Source organism: Aneurinibacillus sp. UBA3580 (genome assembly GCF_002375825.1).
Classification (GTDB): Bacteria; Bacillota; Bacilli; order Aneurinibacillales; family Aneurinibacillaceae; genus Aneurinibacillus; species Aneurinibacillus danicus.
Window position 1 is genome coordinate 58,429 of the sequence record NZ_DFMZ01000060.1, and the last position, 18,727, is coordinate 77,155.

At 36.8% G+C, this 18,727-nt stretch carries 16 protein-coding genes and 2 pseudogenes; 1 reads left to right on the top strand and 17 read right to left on the bottom strand.

The features are described from left to right. Window positions 1-11: 11 nt before the first annotated feature. From B2899_RS09720 to B2899_RS09740, 5 genes are all read right to left on the bottom strand, one after another. A complete protein-coding gene (locus B2899_RS09720) occupies window positions 12-914 on the bottom strand; it encodes a glycosyltransferase family 2 protein (RefSeq protein ID WP_286885387.1) in 903 nt (300 codons plus the stop codon). Further along, window positions 911-2,266 carry a glycosyltransferase family 2 protein gene (locus B2899_RS09725; RefSeq protein WP_286885389.1) on the bottom strand — a complete coding sequence of 452 codons (1,356 nt, stop codon included), beginning with the start codon at window positions 2,264-2,266 and terminating at the stop codon, window positions 911-913. Before B2899_RS09725 ends, B2899_RS09720 begins: the two co-directional genes overlap by 4 nt. A 16-nt stretch (window positions 2,267-2,282) precedes the next feature. After that, window positions 2,283-3,449, bottom strand: a complete 1,167-nt coding sequence (locus B2899_RS09730) for a glycosyltransferase (RefSeq protein ID WP_286885393.1) — start codon at window positions 3,447-3,449, stop codon at window positions 2,283-2,285. After that, window positions 3,442-4,503 carry a glycosyltransferase family 4 protein gene (locus tag B2899_RS09735; protein ID WP_286885395.1) on the bottom strand — a complete coding sequence of 354 codons (1,062 nt, stop codon included), beginning with the start codon at window positions 4,501-4,503 and terminating at the stop codon, window positions 3,442-3,444. Before B2899_RS09735 ends, B2899_RS09730 begins: the two co-directional genes overlap by 8 nt. Window positions 4,504-4,597: 94 nt before the next feature. Next, complete coding sequence (locus tag B2899_RS09740) at window positions 4,598-5,710, bottom strand: glycosyltransferase family 2 protein (protein ID WP_286885397.1); 1,113 nt, start codon at window positions 5,708-5,710, stop codon at window positions 4,598-4,600. Between the two features lie 444 nt (window positions 5,711-6,154). On the opposite strand from B2899_RS09740, the pseudogene B2899_RS18425 reads away from it, so the two are divergent. Next, window positions 6,155-6,312, top strand: a pseudogene (locus B2899_RS18425) (IS701 family transposase); the annotation flags it as partial. Window positions 6,313-6,340: 28 nt separating this feature from the next. On the opposite strand, the gene B2899_RS18430 reads toward B2899_RS18425, so the two are convergent. The 12 genes and pseudogenes from B2899_RS18430 to B2899_RS09790 form a co-directional block, all read right to left on the bottom strand. Next, window positions 6,341-6,574 (bottom strand): integrase core domain-containing protein, encoded by a 234-nt coding sequence (locus B2899_RS18430; RefSeq protein ID WP_414631764.1) that lies wholly within the window; start codon window positions 6,572-6,574, stop codon window positions 6,341-6,343. Between the two features lie 304 nt (window positions 6,575-6,878). Further along, window positions 6,879-7,052, bottom strand: coding sequence for an IS3 family transposase (locus B2899_RS18435; protein ID WP_414631765.1), 174 nt, complete (start codon window positions 7,050-7,052; stop codon window positions 6,879-6,881). A 130-nt stretch (window positions 7,053-7,182) separates the two neighbouring features. Then, window positions 7,183-7,347, bottom strand: coding sequence for a hypothetical protein (locus B2899_RS09745; protein ID WP_286885398.1), 165 nt, complete (start codon window positions 7,345-7,347; stop codon window positions 7,183-7,185). A 330-nt stretch (window positions 7,348-7,677) separates the two neighbouring features. Continuing rightward, a pseudogene (locus B2899_RS18440) lies at window positions 7,678-7,971 on the bottom strand (CatB-related O-acetyltransferase); the annotation flags it as partial. A gap of 712 nt (window positions 7,972-8,683) precedes the next feature. After that, window positions 8,684-10,801, bottom strand: coding sequence for a glycosyltransferase (locus tag B2899_RS09755; RefSeq protein ID WP_286885402.1), 2,118 nt, complete (start codon window positions 10,799-10,801; stop codon window positions 8,684-8,686). A 3-nt stretch (window positions 10,802-10,804) separates the two neighbouring features. Beyond that, on the bottom strand, window positions 10,805-13,342 hold the full coding sequence (locus tag B2899_RS09760) for a polysaccharide pyruvyl transferase family protein (RefSeq protein ID WP_286885404.1): 2,538 nt from the start codon (window positions 13,340-13,342) through the stop codon (window positions 10,805-10,807). A 36-nt stretch (window positions 13,343-13,378) separates the two neighbouring features. After that, entirely contained in the window at window positions 13,379-14,494 is a 1,116-nt protein-coding gene (locus B2899_RS09765; protein WP_286885406.1) for a phytanoyl-CoA dioxygenase family protein, read from the bottom strand. 298 nt (window positions 14,495-14,792) lie between these two features. Beyond that, window positions 14,793-14,933 carry a hypothetical protein gene (locus B2899_RS09770; RefSeq protein ID WP_286885408.1) on the bottom strand — a complete coding sequence of 47 codons (141 nt, stop codon included), beginning with the start codon at window positions 14,931-14,933 and terminating at the stop codon, window positions 14,793-14,795. 555 nt (window positions 14,934-15,488) lie between these two features. After that, window positions 15,489-16,490, bottom strand: a complete 1,002-nt coding sequence (locus B2899_RS09775) for a UDP-N-acetylglucosamine 4,6-dehydratase family protein (protein WP_286885410.1) — start codon at window positions 16,488-16,490, stop codon at window positions 15,489-15,491. A gap of 128 nt (window positions 16,491-16,618) precedes the next feature. Further along, entirely contained in the window at window positions 16,619-17,941 is a 1,323-nt protein-coding gene (locus B2899_RS09780) for a motility associated factor glycosyltransferase family protein (protein WP_286885411.1), read from the bottom strand. Window positions 17,942-17,946: 5 nt separating this feature from the next. Continuing rightward, the gene (locus tag B2899_RS09785) at window positions 17,947-18,303 is read right to left on the bottom strand and encodes a hypothetical protein (RefSeq protein WP_286885413.1); all 357 of its coding nucleotides are present in this window, start codon (window positions 18,301-18,303) and stop codon (window positions 17,947-17,949) included. Beyond that, a partial coding sequence (locus tag B2899_RS09790; RefSeq protein WP_286885415.1) for a hypothetical protein occupies window positions 18,278-18,727 on the bottom strand: 450 nt, incomplete at its 5' end. The genes B2899_RS09785 and B2899_RS09790, both read right to left, overlap by 26 nt.

Consider the following 18,727-nt stretch of genomic DNA (forward strand, 5'->3'; position numbering starts at 1 on the left):
TCCTTAACGCTCTACCGGAAAAATGTAAATGAAAGATTAAACGGCACACGCAAGTTTTCCGCCACATGCCGCTGTACGGCTTTACGCTTGCCATGCAACTTCCCAATCTCTTTAAACGCCGCCCACATCGCCTTAATATAGACAAATGTGTTCTGTTCCATCGAATAATAGAAGCAGTCATACACAAGACGCATGGTAATTTTCAGCGCCATATCAACCGGATAGTGCTTCCAGGCTAACCAGAACGCGTTACGCGTATAAAAGTAAGGCGCACGCCAGGAAGCTCTATTTTTAGGAGAAAACTTGTGGTACGACACAAGGTCCGCATGAAATTCAATGCGGTACCCTGCATCCCAGATTTTAAATGCACAATCTAATTCATTATTGTATAGAAAGAATTCCTCCGGATAGTAGCCGATTTTTTTAAACAGTTCACGCCGCACTCCAACTCCTGCACCGTTAAACGACATCAGATAGTCATTCGCAACGGCGGCGGTACTTGTATTAGTGTCGGCATTTTCTAACTCGTTTTTGATATCGTTATAGTTGTAGTAGTTACGCACATCGAATGCAAGCACGCCAAGCCGGGGATCGGCTTTGAACTTCTCTACCATACGGCTAATTGCATATGGTGCCGGGAATGAGTCGTCATCAATGATGACCAGATATTCGCCTTTTGCGTTTTCGAAGCCAATGTTGTATGCTTCAATGCCGATGTTTTTGAACATACGGAGAAGTTTTGCTTCTGGAAATTCCGCCTCCACCATCTCTTGTGTGCCGTCAGTCGAGGCATTATCAACGACAATGACTTCGAGATTGCTGTAATCGATTTGGCGAATACGGGTCAGACTCTCACGTACGTCGTCTTTGCGGTTCCAGGCAAGCATGACAATGCTGACAAGCGGTTGACTCATTTCCCATGTCGCCCCTTCCATTCACGAAGACGCTGCTTTAGGACAGGAAGGTGAATATTTCGAAACAATTCGTAAGCCGTGTCATATGCCTTTATGTAATCTCGATCTTTTTTCGATTCAATAACATTAAAGAACTGATCCACGTACATATGTATATCATCACAGATTTCGTTACGTACTTCTGAAATGTGATTGCATGTTTGACAAATGAATTCGCTGTTTGATTCTCCAACACGTGAATAAATCGGTACATCTGGGAACTGTAAAGATAGCTCCTCAACTGATAACTCCTGGGATACAAGCGCTACTTTTACATCCGTACAATGCTGATAAATCCCTTCAATTACGGAGCGTAATGTACGCATACTGCTTCCGGCAATCACTTCAATTTGTTTGTACTTTCTTAAAGATTCAATGAAACGATCCGGCACTTGCTCCCGCTCAACAATACGCTTGTTCCTCGCTCTCCCGCGCACACCATCCAAAGCATCTTCTACCGCGAACAAAATAGTGCAGGCGTTATTAAACCTTCCCGTGTAATTGCTCATATAAATCGCCTGGAACATCTCATCCTGCAGCCGTTCGGCAAACCGCATTAAATCCTCATTGGTTAGATAAGAAGCAAAGAAATGCACTCGATTCCGCCAGAAATAGTAAGTTGAGAACGTATTCGTTTTCGCAGCTGCTCCCCGTTTATGCCATGCCTTTGCTTGCCCATAGCTTACAATACGGTAACCTGCCTGTTTAATACGATAGCCTAAGTCAATATCGTCCCAGTAAATAAAGTATTGCTCGTCCATCGTACCCGCTTTACGAAGCGCTTCCGTGCGTATCATCATGGAGCAGGCCGGAACATAGTCACACTCGAGGACATCAGGAATTGTACCATCGTCAATTGCTCCGCCGTAATTAAGTTCAATATTAAACGTATTATAATTAATACGCGCGCCCATTTCCTGGATTTGCTCAGGAGCATCCATGAGGTAAATTTTAGAACCCACTACACCAACATCAGGATTTTGTTCTAGAAATTCCATCGAATTCTCTAGAGTATATGCATCAAGAAATGCATCATTGTCGAGCAGATGAATATAGGTATAGCCTTTTTCAAGCACGGCTTCGATTCCAGTATTAAAGCCACCTGCCCCACCTTTGTTTATTTCATTCTCAATTACAAAGACTTTATTTCGATATTGTTCATAGATAGCTACTGTTGAACCATCAGTAGAGGCATTGTCTACGACATAAACATCAACGTCTTTTATAGTAGATGTAAGAACAGAATTAATACACTTTAAAACATAGTCTTTTTTATTCCAGTTACAAATCACTACTGCCGTTTTACGGAGCATAGTATCTCTTCCCTTATTATTGTTTGCTTAAAAAAGCCTGAATTGCATTGTGGCGCTCTTCCAGTATTGTCTCCCAATCCATATGGCTGGCAGCCGCAATACCATTTTGACAGCATTCTTCATATAACTGCCGATCCTCTAACAGCTTTACAACGGCGGAAATAAACTGCTGTACGTTATGCTCAATTAATACACCAGACCTATTTTTATTAACATATTCTTCAGTTTCACCAATTGCGGTTGCAATAACAGGAAGTCCTGCCGCACCATACTCCACTACCTTTAAGGTAAAAGCATACTTCATCAAATCAATAGGACGATACACTGCAATTCCTATGTCTGCTTTTTTTAGAAAATCAGGTAATGCACTATACGGATGTAAGCCTTTAAATTCAACATGTTCTCTTACGCTCAGGCGGCATGTTAGTTCTTCCAGCTCTTCTAGATAAGGACCACTTCCTACTACTACGTACTTAATATTAGGAAACCTCTCAATCAGATGTGGCAAAGCATACACAGGCAAATCCACTCCTGCCCATTCTTCTATAGCTCCCATATATAATAATGTTGGCGCTCCCTGTTCTTTCTGGTGAGCTTTTGTAAAACTTTTAAAGTTCACTCCATTATGATAGACTAAAACCTCTTTTTCTGTGACTCTCTCTCTCTCTCTCTTCAATTTTTCACCAATCGTAATAACTAAGTCTACGTCACGCAGCACCCCCTGTTCCAGAAGCTTCATCGCATTATGGCGGAACTGGCATTTGGTATAAAAACCAGGGAAGTAATCCATATCTTCATAGATAAGGATGTTAGAACGCTTTGCTTCATTTTTTAATAAAGAGCCAACCATTCCCCCCCATGGAGTCTCTGCAATAATGTAATCATATGTACTATCGCAAACCTTATTAAACCTTTCATACATATGAACTGGTGCAGAGAGATGATTCCACCCTCCTCCAAAGGAAGGAGCAGTGCTGACACCATAGAAGCGCTTTTTCCCTTGATAAGTCACTGTAACATAGTCAGGAGGAGCAGCATGATTATCTATATGGATAATATCTATTTGAGAAATTTCTTCATTTTTATCCATATGATTGATAATATGATGTGTTCTTTGAGTAAGTCCGCTAAAATAGTTCGGTAAAAAAGAAACGTACAGGACTTTCTGATTTTTTTTATCCATTTTTTTCCTCTCCAGTGACTATACACTTATACATCTTTTCGTATAACTCCGCATTGTTGCTAATGAACGAATTAGCATTATTTTTTCTAATTGCTTTTAGATGTTCTGGATTTTCTAAGAGATATCTAATTTTTTGCTTCATTTCATCTATGTCTTTTACTATATATCCGTTAACTCCATCTTTAACAAAATTTTTAATATCTCCTACGTCATAAGAGATTACACAGCACCCTCTGAGCAGTGCTTCCATTGCAGTCAGTCCGCTTCCTTCAAATCTTGAAGTTACAAGAAAAATCGACAAGGATCGGTAGATGGCATTTTTAGCGTTATATTCGAACGGAGTAAAATATACATTATTTAAATTGGATTGTAGCGCCTTCTGTTTAAGATAATTGGCATAATTACTGTTCCCGACTGTATTTCCGCAAATAGAAAAAGTAGCTGCTGGAAAGGCTGCAGCTATATCAAGAACATCATCCAAACCTTTTTCTGGAGCAATCCTTGAAACCGTACCTATCTTCTGCTCACTTATCAGCAGCTCTTCTGACTTCATTGAAGGCTTATTTACCCAGTTTTTTATAACTTCCACTTTATCCGGATGAATCCCGAAATCAGAGATTATATGCTTTTTTACTAATTCCGAAACGCATACAACTCGGTCTACTATTGAAAGCTGGTACCTAAATCTTTCCAAGTCAAAATTGTACCCCTTTTTTCTATCATAAATAGAATGAACTGTTTCAACGACTTTTTTTTTCAGCAAGTGTCCAGCTAACACAGCGTCAAAACAATAATGAGAATGAACAATATCAATATTATTCTCTTCTATAACTTTTCGGATTTGTTCAATTTTTTCAAAAGGTGCAGAAACGTGCTTATTAATTTGATAGCACTTTACCTTTTTATCCCGCAGAACTTCAAATTTGCTCCCTTTGTTGTAGCAAGCTACTACAGATTTAAATTTATCTACATTGATTCCACAAACGATATTCTCAATTACTTCCTCAATACCACCTTCATAAATAGATGGTGTCATATGTAGAATATTAATCATCCTGATTCCACCAAACTTATTTAATAGGGTCTGTTTTATCTTCTTTATAGTTAATACACTAAAAGAAAAACGTAGCAAATACTATAAGAATAGCTTAAATTTTATAACACCATCTAATGAGATCTTTCCATGAATAAATAGGCTTGTCATATCCAATTAAAGAGTTTATTTGCTGGACGATTTCATCATCAAAGCTACCCTCAAAAGAAAGAATAATAGCATCAACAGCATCTTTGTTCTCCTTCAACCAAGAGGGGGAGCAGACTGGTATACCTTTAATCTCATTCCCTTGTCTGCGTATATCATTATCTAAAAAGGCAGCTACACTGATTCCACTGTTTTTGAGATCGTTCAGTAAATAAATGGCTGTATATTTTGTTCCGAAAATGGCTACACTCTTAACCCCTTGTTCTTTTAAAGGTTTAGAAATATATCTTTCATAAACCAATATATTTTCAATCCAAAGACGATAAAATTCAATATTAATATCACTAAGATTTTCTTGCTGATGAATTGAAGTTGAAAACAGTTTTTCAATAATTTTTTCTTTTTCTAAAGACATTAAAGCAGTTGTATTAGGATTAGAAGAAAGTCCGCCAAGGCGGAATACTGCGACCTTTCTCGGATAATATAGAGCCCTGCTTTCATGAGTTAAAAAGAATTTAGCCATCAGCTCAAAGTCACTGGCAATTTTGTATTCGGTACTAAAGTATCCATGTAGATTATACAGTTCTTTCTTTACAAATGTTGCTGGATGTCCAGGCATAATTCCTTTTTTAAAAGAATCAATATTCACTTCCTGTCCCCAGATAAGAAAGAATCCCGTATCTTCATTCCATGCATGAATGTCTCCATACACGATGGATGTCTCTGAATTAGACATGAATTTTCCCACAACGTCACTAATTACCGAACTATCGTATAAATAATCATCAGAATTCAAAAAATAAATGATATCCCCTGAAGCAGCTTTTAGTCCTTTGTTGAAAGCGTCATAGACCCCTTTATCCGGCTCCGATATTATCTTAGAAATTTTATCTTCATATTTTTTGACTATGGAAAGTGTATTATCTTTTGAGGCTCCATCTATCACGATATATTCAATGTAAGGATAAGATTGACAGATAACACTTTTGATAGTGTCCTCAATGTATTTCTCACTGTTATAGGCGGCGGTTATAATCGAAACTAACGGATACTCTATCATGCGAAATCCTTTCTAGTTTTAGTTTTTTGTATAGTGTTACACGATCAATTTCATTGCGTAATTTATACAGCTATAAATGAGCAAATTCGCTCCCATTTTTCTTCCGGATAAAAACAAAAGAGACATTTTCCCTTTTCTCATGGTATAGATAAGTTACCACACAAACCATACCAGAGGTGAAAAGAACATGTCTCATACCGCTATCGTACCAACCTCCGAACAAATAAGCAATTTTTTTAGTATCATCGTCTTCTGCTCTATTTCTCAAAGTCAGTCCTCTAACACATGGCGGAGTATATCGCGTCTTCGACAGTGAAAAGACCATAGACATCGCTGAATACATCGACTGCCATCGCACAACGATAGGACATTTTTTATCCAATAGGAAATGGGATATAGTCTTATTTATAGCGCATTGTGAAAGCAGAATCATGTTGTCCAATAATCGAAACAACTCGGATCCTTTATCACCGGATTCGCCTTCCGATTCATACTTTTACCGCTCATATCAGTAAAAAGAGGTTCACCTTGTAACCGTGAACGGCTCTTCTTGCTGGGTATATCCGTATGAAGGGACATTGAATGATATCGAAAATGCGGTGTAATGCTCCCCTCAAAAAGCGACGAAAATCAAGTAGCTTTTGCAGAGTGTTCTTCCATATACACTTCCAATGGTGCCCGATATCCCAAAGCGGAATGGGGGTGCTGTTCGTTATACAAGGTAATACAAGTACTGATGGAAGCTCGCGCTTCTTCCGGTTTATGGTATTTGTTTGCCCAGACCTCTTCTTTTTTTAATGTGCGATACAACCGCTCCATCTTTCCGTTGCTTTGTAGATGCTTGTATGACGTTCGAATGCTCAATTCCCAATATCTTCAACGTGGAGACAAAATCACGACTCGTAAACTGACTCCCGTTATCTTGCACTAATTTTAGTCCTTGATCTCTCACGCTATACGGAAAAGCTTCATTCACCGCTTTCTCCAACACACTAATTGCCTCATCATCACAGAAGTAGTTATCAAGACTTCAAGCTACAATACGACGGTCATAGGCATCGATGCTGCTCACAAGATACTTCCATCCCTCACTTGTTCAAATCTTCGTCATGTCAATATGCCAGACTTGATTGAAGGAGTGGATTTGAAAATCGGTAGGCTGATAGGTTCACTTGGCTTCATATCGCTTTTGCTTTTGTGTTAAGCCTTCGGCTTTCATCACAGAGTAAACAGTTTTCTGATCGGCTTCGATTCCCTGGCGCTTTAGTAAAGCCCAAATTCTACGATATTCGTAGATAAGATGCTGTTGACAAAGAGCACGCACTTTCTCTTGAATCACCACCTATTTCGGTCGTCGACGAGTACTTGGTTGCACGAAAGTTGTCTTTGCTTTTTGACGGTAAAACGTACTTTTGTGCACGCCAAGAAGACGACATACTTATTCCACCGATAGGGGAGAATCTTCCGCTACATCAAAGATACACACCCAGTGCTCTTCGCTCAGATATCGAACGTTTTTTTAGCTTTGAAAGTTTTACAGTCAACTTACCAATAAGCTTTTCATACTCGTCCAACTTTGCTTGAACAGCAACGTCTTCTTTTGCTGTCTTACATTGTTTACCCGAAAGGGCAGCCATTCCTCCTTGGATGAACTCATCTTTTCAACGGTAATACAAAGTCTGTCTAATGTTATGTTGTCGGCAAATCTCGGCGATGGATTGTTCCCTCTTCAGCCCCTCCATCACAATATTCATCTTTTCCTTCACTAGCGATTTGGGACGTTTCATGTTTCGTTCTCTGCTGTTAGCTATGATTATATCAAAAGGGATACCTCTACACATCTCATCATCGTATTTTAAATTGGGGCGCTATACCTTCTACTCTTCTCCTTTGTCACTCTCGGCATATTTGTTCGAAAAAAATAAAAAGGGATCGCTTCGAATTTTACATTTTGTTCTCAATAAAGATTAAAATCCCGTACTCTTTGCCTTATCAAAAAATTTCTCAGGATCCTTTAAAAATTCTGCATTAACTGCTATTTTTTCATCTGGCCAATCCCACCACTTAACCTCATTTAATATTTCTATTTCCTCTTCTGAAAACCGATATTTAATTATCTTTGCTGGCACCCCACCAACTACAGCATAATCTGGTACATCCTTAGTTACGACAGCTCCGGCTCCAACTATAGCACCATTACCAATTTTTATACCTGGCAAAATAATCGCTCCCGCTCCAATCCAAACATCATTACCTATTTTAATACTTTCATTTTTAGTTATACTAAAACGTTCAAATACATCTATTCCATGTTGATCTAATAATCCAACAGGAACTCTGTCATGTCCACTTATATGATCTTTATTTACATATAATAAAGGATGAGTAGTGATTAAGTGAGTCGGGTGGTTACCAGCACCTATGTGAACATATTCATTTATGGAACAAAAGGAACCAACATATTCAAGTAAAGTACCAGGGAAACAATGCTTCTCTACACCGAAGCTATACTTCCCAATTTTAACTCCATTTATCTCTCTGATATTACGAGCAGATTCATTAACTATTTTTTCCTTACCTACGGGTAAGACTGAAAAGTATCTTTCCTTTCCAATCCCCATATTTTCCAACTGTAAATAAATATCCTTATAATATATACTAGCAACTAAAATCACAAATTCATTTTGTTTTTCTAGCAATAATTCATTAGGATTTTTAATTTCAATTCCTAATAAAATTTCTCCCCACTTTGATTCATCATTATCAACGTAATAAGCTATCGAGTAACATAAATCCTTTAAAGCAAAAAATGCTAACTTCCCTGCTTTACCTGTTCCAAAAACTATAATTCTCTTATTTTTTATATATTCATCTAATTCAATCAAAATTCCCAAAATCTCTTCCCGTATCATTTCCTAACTTTTATTTAGCCTCCAATAATAATATTCGTAAGAACACCAACCCAAAACTAAATTAATTATTATAAATTCTTATAATTTTTTCTTTAGGTATATATAATTTCAGCTCTTCATAGATCTCTTGCTCATAGGTTGCTGATGAAATAAGTAATCCATCAAAGTCTAAAGAGTCAATTTTATCTAAGCTGTATATAGGATATTCATTATACTTCTGGCCATCTAACTGCTTATTCTTATCAATAATTCCACTTAAAATTATCCCATCAAAATTAACTTGTTGAAGCAAATCTTTTGTATGCGAACCAGCTCCATAAATGTATACCTTCTTGTTTCTAAATTTTTTAAGCTTACGTTGTATAAAAATATCTATCTTATCCATACAAAAATTAGCATCAAGGAGTTTCAACTTGCTAACATTAATATATTCAAAATCAAAAATCTTATCTTTGTTTTTCAAAAATAATTCCTTACTTAAAATAATGCATTCTTTATAAGCCATATCCACTGTTTTAGAATAATTAGATTGAGCAGGAGTTATATTACGGTAAAAAATAGAATCGTCTACTCGTAATGGTGTAAATTTACAACAAATTGCATCTTCCTCTTGATAACCTTGTAACATTATCTCTAGAAAATACGGATTAATCACACTTCCCTCATCTATACTATAAATTAGGTCAGCCTCGATTTTATTTACATCCACTTTCGCAAAAGAACCAACTTGGATACTTTTATTAGAATAACTTTGTTGAATAATACTTTTATAGGTTGTAGATTTCTCGATAGCTACACCTTTGTTATCGTAAATAACCATTACTTTTGGAGTAGCTTTTATCTCTTCTTGAAACTTATTAGTTTTCTTAACTTTCTCAGCTTCCAAAAAATCCTGTGTTATAATTACATTGGGTAACTCTGATAAAGAAAACAATCTTGCTTCATAAGTATTTCTCTCGAACTCTTCAATCACTCGTGTATATAACTTTTCGTACTGATTTACAATTATATTATGTTCAAAATAGGTTATTGCATCCCAGCGAGCATTTTTAGCAAACTGCATTCTAAGTTGTGGATTAGCCCTTAAATATTCAATATAATGGAATATCTCACCCACATTTTTGTATTCCGCTATAAATCCACACTTTCCATGCTGCACCAATTCCGGTACACCACCTGTTGAAAAAGAAACAATAGGAATACCGCAAGAAAGTGCCTCTAATACAACAAGAGGACAATTGTCTGCTATTGAAGTGAATAAAAATACATCTAAAGTTGAATAAATCTCTGCTAGCTGGTTAGAGTCATAAATATATCCAGTATTAATAACATATGGATCATTTGATGAATCTTCTGATGATCCAATATTCACAAAGAGAAAGTCAGAACCATTTTTCTTTAATAAATCAAGTATAATTTTTGTATAATACCCACCTTTTCGTGGATCAGAAAAAGAGCCTCCATTTGCTACGGAACCAATTATAAATTTATTTTCTGGAATCCCATACTTCCTTCTATTCTCTATTTTGCTACGAGGTGAAAATGTTGCGGTATCTACCCCATTATAAATAAGTTCTACTTTATGTTCCCGCATTATACTCTTTTCTACTTTTTCTTTCAGCCATTTAGAAGGCACAACGATATTAAAATACGAATGAGCATATATTGTTTTTTTATCCCACCATAACTGAGAAGTTGTATCTACATTTATTGGTGGATACGTTTGTAGATCAGGGCATTGCCCACACCCTGTAACCCAGCGTTCACAATCAAACGAATATGCACAATGTCCTGTTAGCGGTTGCATATCATGAAGAGTCCAAATAGTTGGTTTTATATGTGACAATGCAGAAAGTGAATATGGATTAAAGTAATTACCATGTAAATTATGTAGGTGAATTACATCCGCTGATTTTACTAGCAGATGTTGAACCAGTTTATGGCTACCTTGAAATTCATAATATAAAAATCCCTGCTCTTTACATTTTTCATGTAAATTCGTATCTATATCAACAGGAAAGGGAACCGTATATAAATATGGGGACATTTTATATCCAGCTAATATTACAGAATCATGTCCCAGAGCTCTCTGTGCTTGCATTAACCGCCAGGCAACAATTGCTGCTCCCCCCAACACATCAACAGTACTAACATGGGAAATTGAAAATTTATCTGCCATACTTTAACCTCTTACACACATATATTCAGCCAATTTTTTATTTTGATCTAAAATTAATTGATTTACATGTTGCCAATCTACTTTTTGGTTCAAAACACAAGAAATAATTTCATTAGCATCAGACTTTATAAAAGCATCCATATCATATAAGAGATTATCTAGTTTTAAAGTTGATACAAATCCGGTAATCTTACCCTTCCCATAATGATAATCAATAGCAATGCAAGGTGTATTACATGAAAGTGCAAAAACAACTGAATGAAACCTTAAACACACTGCGAACTTTGCATATTTAAAATAATTAATCGCTTCTAAAGGAGTATAATCATGGGTGATCAATTGAATATTCTCTGTATTATCAAAGGTATATAATATATTGAAATAAAATTCCCTATCATCATCTCCCATATAATAATTGTGCATCGGCATAAGCACAACTTTGAGCCCCAAATCTAATGTCTCTTTTATTAATTCTATCATCTTTAATTCATACTGCTTCTTTTTTAATTCATACTCTTCTTCATTTAATCCATCAGCATACATATATGGCCAATCCCTAAAACTAAAAAGAGCATATTCTTCTTTTATTATTCTTTCACCAGATTTATCAATATTATTTATAATATATTTAGTAGCTGGATCTATAAATGTTTTAATATCCCCCCTATTATATAACTGTGGAATAACAGATTTATATTTATTCAAAGATTGTTCATCTCTCAATGCAATCTTATCAGAGCAATCAATCAATTTATTTAAGGCTTTTATGTATCTTTTTTCTTTAAGAGGGCCAATTCCACATGCATATATCATAGTTAATTTTTCGTGCTTTTTAGCATTCAGAAAAATCTCTAGCATATCTACAAGTGGCTCAACATCACATAAAGGGCCACCACCAAAAATGAACAAATCCTGTGAAGAAATAAAACTATCATCAACTTTTACTTCAAGAGTACTGGCAGTTTTAATAACTGAAATCCCCATTTCATGTAATGTTAGCCTTGTATATGTAGGATGTAATGAAACAACCGTAATATCATCTAATTTAATTCCGTCTTTCACCAAATTATCAATAATTCCACCTAAGATTGCCTTATCGCCTAATGTCTCTGTTCCATACCATCCAACAATTGAAACCTTTTTAACTTTCTTTATTTCCTTTGAGAGAGCATACTCAATTGATGTATTTAATATCTCTGTATTATGTTTGAAGTTTTCATTGAATTCTACATGTTCTCTCATATTATCATATAGGGCATCTAAAGTTAACTCAGCCGTATAATCATGTGTACAACTTGAACAATGATGTAAGGCATCATCAAGCTTATCAATATTCTCTTCCAATAATTGAATATCGTATTCTGAGCTATCACTGTTTATATTTTTTATTAGCTTACTTTTCGGGAAACAAAAATAAAGATTTCCATAAGGATCTAGGGAAACCCCCTGGCTAGTTTGCCAATCACAACCCGCTTTTCGTTTTTGTCCTTTCAACTGTCCTATTAAAGAACGATAAAAAAATCTCTTTTGAACATCTTTTTCATAGTAAAAAATAATATTTTCTAGAAACTTTATAATGGTTAACTTCTCTCTATCATTAAAAGAGAAATTATGAGTTAAATCAGAATTGTATAAACGATCAATAGAGCTAGCTAGTCTAAACCTAATATATACATTATTATCTTTGGCAAATCGATAGATATCCCATAACTTATTATAATTATTTTTTGTAATTGTCGTACTTATCTCACTAACCAAGCCTATCGCATTTAATTTATAAAAGTTCTTAATTGTTCTCTCGAATGCCTTAGGAACCCCTCTATTTTTATCGTGAACCTCATCAACACCATCAATAGAAATTTGAAGAGTAAAATGAATCTTTCTAGCGTCAAGCTCCTCCTTTATCTGTTTTACTTTTTCAAATGTATGTTCTAAGCTAGCGTTTGTAATAATAGATATGCTTTTTAGACTTGGAACAGCATCACATATACTTTTTATTATTTCAAGTATATCCTTTCTAACAAATGGCTCACCGCCACTAATCCCAACATGAGCAAGTTCTTTAAATAAAGGTTGAGAAAATACATTATATATTTCAGACGGTGTTAAATCTTTATGGGCAGCATATTCAGGCTTCCAAACGTTACACATTATACATCTATAATTACATTTATTTGTAATAGGGTAATTAACTACTTTGGGATATACAATTTTCCCTTTATTTCTATTTAAATTGGCAATTGCATTTCCCAAGAGCATCCCATTAAAAAAATGCTCCTCTTCAATAAAGCCCATTTCTGATAATTGCTGAGAAATCTCATCGTAATACATACTAGCTACTAATATAGTTAAATTATTCTTATCTTCTTGTTTCAAAGTATCCGGGCTAAGAACTAAATTGTTCATAAAAGTTGTATTCCACTTTTTCGGATTATTGTCTATATAATACGAAATAGTATATGGGAGGGATTGAGATACTAATTTAGCGGTACCTCCTGAGCCAAACATGACTATTTTCTTTCCTTCCAGCCATTGAAGCATATGAGTTCATCCTCTCTAATCGTACTTATACTTCGATTAATAGAAAATTGTTAGTAGTCTCTCACTTTCAAGTCCAATGCTAATAAGCTGTAAAGTAATTTCTCTATAAGCTGATGAAGCTAATATAACTTTTTCAACATTATTAAGAAGCTCTAAATTAGGAATAAAAGTCATTAAATCACAAAAATAGGTTTCATTTTTATCAATCGCATTATCTAAAAAATACGGAACAATAACATTAGCATTAAAAAGACGATTGTATGTGTCTATAAAATGATAAGCAAATTTCCCACTATCACTCGCCCCAAAAATCGCTACCTTAGATTGGGGATTGTGAAATAAAAAGGATATAAAATCCAAATTAATTTCTTTATTTATTTGCATATCCATATTATCAAGTATTTTTTTATAATTGTTATTTGATAATGAAAAACGACTAGCTAATGATTTAGGTTTACCTCCCCGAACAACAATCGGTGTTGCTCTCGGGCTATATATTTGGTCAAATCCCTGATAAGAAATTCTAAATGCTCTTCTTGGTACATCAGTATGTACTTCATCACTTGAATGCAAAAGCAACATATGGAAAATTAATACATCCCCCACTTCTAACTCCACATATTCTGCTTTCGATTCATCTACATACTCTTTATTAACCCTATCATGATGTGTTTCTCCTTTAACCGTATGCCATGGTAAAAATCCTAGCCTATGTGAACCTGGGATAACCTTTAAACATCCATTATCTTTTGTAATTTTATCAAGTGCTATCCAAACGATATACTTAATCGGCTCTGTCCTTCTAGAAATAAAATCTTGGTGCCAGGGAACTCCATTTCTCTTGCCTTTAGGCTTATAAACCATACTATTCTCGTAAATAAAAATATCCTCTCCTAATACTTGTTGCAAAGTATCTAGTATTATTTTATTTTGTGCCATATCTCTAAACTCGGGATGACGTTGATACAAATCGTACAAAACGCCTTGGTCAGGTCTGTGTCCTAAATAAAACATCTTAAACGGATCAATTAAGTCCTTTTCTGCATATTCAATTACTTCATCTATTAAAGAGCAAACATCTTGTAATTGTTCCTTATTAAAAACATTTTTTAGAATTGTATATCCATCCCGTATTAGTTGTGAAATTTGCATAAACATGTCCCCTATATAAATTAGATTTTTCCCTAAGACGTTTATATCCCTTATAGCTAGGATATACCTTAATATCCTCCTGACACACCTGAATAAAAGCACTAAACTCCCGCATCACCTTTTCTGCTTTTTCAAACACTCCATTCGTAAAATGCAAATCAGTCAACTGGTGCGTAAGAAAATCGTACGAAACCTGATTCATCGGCAGCAAAAACACCTCGAAAAAGGCATTTTTCTTAATCTGACCAAGCATCTTATCTACCTTTCCGAAATCTTTCTGCACAGCCGTTTCTTTTCTTTACTGCATATGTTTTCTCATCGATTGCAACACACGAACCAAATCACTAAATAACTCAATGATTTCTCCATATGCCTGCTTCATTTCTGCCATTTTCTCGCCTGCGTATGTGACATCATAGTCGCTCAATTCAGAAAGCATACACCAGCCTTCAGAGACGACTCACTCTGTAAACCTCTGTATCATCACTTCTTCATAATAAGGAAAAGGACGTTCCTTCTATATATGAGCCGCCCTTCGTTGTATTGATAACCTCATACTCCGGATTTGCCAGGATATACTTCTCCATCTCCAAACGCATCCGGTTAACTCCTTCGTTCGTGTAAATCTCATTTCCGTGCACATCCTTAACTAGGAAACGCTTCTTTTCTCTGCTCCTCCGTCATATCTGGCGTATAATACGGAATCGCTCCTGCATAATAGCGCGTTTCTCGGTAAGCAAGGTTTTGCCCCACGAGACAAATCGGCGGGCAAACGCCTCTATATGATAGCCGAATCCTCCCCCATAGAACAGAATATATTTATAGGATCGGACTGTTTCTTCCTCATACTGGCGTACGAAACATTCCGCTTCATGCATTGGATAATAGCGGCTATGTAAATAAATTAGCTTATCTTGTTCCTGTATGGAAATAGTGTATGAGCCTGATTTTACGCGAGAAACATGGCGGCCAAATCATCAAGCATTTTCCATAACTAAATCAATCCTTCACTCAGAAGCCAGTCACGCAGCACTTCTTTCCCGATTGCCTTTTCCGTTTCAGGAAATACATTTTTCACACCGGTTTGAACAATACCTGGATACTGCCGTTGCCGCGCAAAAATCGACGGAATGATATACATTTCCGGCGTTTCCAACGCGACATGCGCTTCGTCGTCGGTCATCAACTCCTCGTATCTTTTTTCACCGGGACGCAATCCAATTTCTCTCACGTCAACAGTATGAGCAATTCCATATTTTTTTGTCGTCTCTTCGACCATCACTTCTACAAGATCCCCAAGCTTTACAATTGGCATTTTTAAAACAAATACTTCTCCGCCCTGCGCCAGTTCATTCGCCTTCAGCATAAGTGAGATTGCCTGACTTGGGGTCATCATATAACGAATCATATCTGGGTCCGTAACCGTCACACACCCTTGCTCAAATATTTGTTTTTTAAATAACGGAATAACCGAGCCGCGCGAACCCATTACATTACCAAAGCGAACAGCAGAAAATACCGTTGTCGTCGTCCCTTTCATATATTCTGCTGCGGAAATAAGCCGCTCCGCTGTTAATTTTGTTGCTCCATATGTATTCGTCGGTGAAATCGCCTTATCCGTACTCGTAAACAGAACCTTCTTTACCCCGGCTTGCATCGCAGCTTGAATCACATTCTGCGTACCAATTACATTTGTTTGTACTGCTTCAAATGGATTATATTCACATGCCGGTACGTGCTTCATCGCTGCAAGGTGAAACACATAATCGATATTTTCCATCGCCCGATACACGCGTGAATAATCGCGCACATCCCCTATTAGGAAGCGAAGCTGAGAGTTATATTCACGGTATTCATTTTGCATTTCATACTGCTTATATTCATCACGGCTAAATATACGAATAACCTTTGGATTATATGTGAGAAGCTCTTTTACCATCTGCTGGCCGATTGTTCCGGTCCCGCCGATAACCAAGATCCGTTTCCCTGTGTACATTCTCCCACCCGTTCTCTTGCATTTTTTCTTCTCTGTTATTTTATCGTCATTTTTCTTATAAAAAACAGTCCTTCTGTTCATAAAAATAAGGAACCTCCCGTCAGTGAAAGGCCCCTTATTTATGATCACTATTTGTTTATATATGAGTCAAGCACCTCGGAAAGAGGCATATGTATACAGCCATCAATATAGGCTCCTCCTTCCGTGGCATTAATAAAGGTTATACTCTTCTCACGTTGAATTCGTTCCTCAATCCAGTATTTATAACCCAGCAGTCCAATATTTGTCCACATCATCTCACCATTTTGCCCCTGAACTTGTCTCAGCGTAGGATTAATTTTTATTTTTTCTTCTTCTCCGTACATCCTGCCGTCTGCGTGATGTTCCTGATTGGTAAACGCCAGGTCCTGTCCCACAAAAATAATTGGGTTGCCTCCCATTCGAATGGCAATATCAAGTATAGCAGTGGCTACAGAGCCTCCACTCTCGATTAACTCGTCTCTTCTTACACCGGAACGCTCACTGTTCACCGCAACAAATCGTGGTCCCTGGTAAGCTGCAACTGTGCCTGCACTGGCCGTTTCCAAATAAATAAGAGGAATATTCAAATTTTCTACCCCTTCTATTTGCTTACGGGTTGTATGGTAAATCGCATCGATAATGCAGAACATATCAGGCTCCACTCCGGCAGCCAGAACAGGCCTGAGAGCAGAACCCGCAGCAATCAACAATGCTTTCCCTTTACATTGCCCAAGCAAGTGCTTATTTTTATTTAATGAAGGACCGGATGATACAACAATAATAGGTTTTCCTTTATACCGTCCAAAAAACTCACTTATATTCGGATCGCCAAGCTGGGTATTGGCGCTATAATTCTCTTGCAACATCGGCATATAGTTTTTTACTTGAAGCAGACGTTTATCCCATACTTCCAGTAAGAACTTCAGGCGCTCGTATCGCTCCGGAACAGCGCGTGCAGACGGCGGATACACAATCAGTCGGTTTGTTCGAACCAATAGTTCATGCAGACAGCGGGCTATATAAGCTTGATCCTCTGATATCACAAGCGTAAGCTGTGGATGAGCGAGTAGATGAGTAATATCTACGTTCGCAAGCGCCAAATTAAAAAGCGCCATATTCAGTTCAAACACATACAGTTTCTGTCCCGGCTGAATGCGCTCTAACGCTTCCGCTATGTGATAACCGAATCCAAATCCGTACAAAACCGTCTCTTCCTGATTTTCATCCCATTGTGTATCCATAAATTTTTTTGCTTCTTGAACGGGATTATAGCGGCTATGCAAAAAGAAAGCCCCGACTTTAACGGTCGGACAGCCTTCCCTTGATACAATCACTTCATACTCATTAGAGCAAGCCCTGTCTTTAATATTCTCATACAACTCCGGATAATACAGCCGGAGAACTTCTAAATTATGCTTTCGAACATCCATATTCCCTATCCCTCAAGCGTTATAAAAATTTTCTCTTTCCAGGCCTGAAGCACGGGAGAGATTTCATATTCAAATAAATCAGCCAACAGTACAAAGTCTTGATTCTCAAGAGCGTTAATGCTCTCCTGCAAGAAATCATTCATGACAGATGCATCAACCGCTTCTTTCTGAACATCAAGCGTTAACGTAAGCGCCTGTGCCAGCTGTGCCATATCATCAATAATCGTTAAGATTTTCTGACTTCCCTCTACTTCCTTACCACCATGGTAAAGAGATGCCGCAACCTCGATTCGACCAAGCAGATTATCAATTAGTTCACATGCTGTGTCAAGCAATTCAATCTTTTGCTGGTACTGTTCCATACAGAATCTCCTCTACAGTTTTTCTGAAAAGCTCGATATACTCGTGCACCTGCATATATTGAGCAAGCAATTCTTTCAAAAGCTTTTCCTTTGTCTTTATTATATCATCGGATTTTTTGACCTCGTGCTGAATACGACGATTGGACGCATCAATGAGCCACTGGACATAAGGCTCTATCATATGCTGGTAGATTACATGTTCTTCAATCTTCCGTGATACATGTTTAATTTCATCGAACTGTATAGAAAAACTATCTGAAACAGGAGATAAATTTCTGAGTTTCTCACTTCTCTTCTCTGATAATACGTGTATTGTATGGGCAGCCTGTTGCAGTTCATGCCATAATGCTTTCTCAGTGTCCGGATTAATTTCCTTGTGAGTATGTCCTTTTATCTTCTGCATAATCTCCTGTATCGGAAGAGT

What these genes read in the sequence shown, in the direction of transcription:
- B2899_RS09720 (WP_286885387.1), bottom strand. Translation starts at nt 914, where the DNA reads ATGAGTCAACCGCTTGTCAGCATTGTCATGCTTGCCTGGAACCGCAAA.
- B2899_RS09725 (WP_286885389.1), bottom strand. Translation starts at nt 2,266, where the DNA reads ATGCTCCGTAAAACGGCAGTAGTGATTTGTAACTGGAATAAAAAAGAC.
- B2899_RS09730 (WP_286885393.1), bottom strand. Translation starts at nt 3,449, where the DNA reads ATGGATAAAAAAAATCAGAAAGTCCTGTACGTTTCTTTTTTACCGAAC.
- B2899_RS09735 (WP_286885395.1), bottom strand. Translation starts at nt 4,503, where the DNA reads ATGATTAATATTCTACATATGACACCATCTATTTATGAAGGTGGTATT.
- B2899_RS09740 (WP_286885397.1), bottom strand. Translation starts at nt 5,710, where the DNA reads ATGATAGAGTATCCGTTAGTTTCGATTATAACCGCCGCCTATAACAGT.
- B2899_RS09745 (WP_286885398.1), bottom strand. Translation starts at nt 7,347, where the DNA reads ATGGCTGCCCTTTCGGGTAAACAATGTAAGACAGCAAAAGAAGACGTT.
- B2899_RS09755 (WP_286885402.1), bottom strand. Translation starts at nt 10,801, where the DNA reads ATGGCAGATAAATTTTCAATTTCCCATGTTAGTACTGTTGATGTGTTG.
- B2899_RS09760 (WP_286885404.1), bottom strand. Translation starts at nt 13,342, where the DNA reads ATGCTTCAATGGCTGGAAGGAAAGAAAATAGTCATGTTTGGCTCAGGA.
- B2899_RS09765 (WP_286885406.1), bottom strand. Translation starts at nt 14,494, where the DNA reads ATGCAAATTTCACAACTAATACGGGATGGATATACAATTCTAAAAAAT.
- B2899_RS09770 (WP_286885408.1), bottom strand. Translation starts at nt 14,933, where the DNA reads ATGCTTTCTGAATTGAGCGACTATGATGTCACATACGCAGGCGAGAAA.
- B2899_RS09775 (WP_286885410.1), bottom strand. Translation starts at nt 16,490, where the DNA reads ATGTACACAGGGAAACGGATCTTGGTTATCGGCGGGACCGGAACAATC.
- B2899_RS09780 (WP_286885411.1), bottom strand. Translation starts at nt 17,941, where the DNA reads ATGGATGTTCGAAAGCATAATTTAGAAGTTCTCCGGCTGTATTATCCG.
- B2899_RS09785 (WP_286885413.1), bottom strand. Translation starts at nt 18,303, where the DNA reads ATGGAACAGTACCAGCAAAAGATTGAATTGCTTGACACAGCATGTGAA.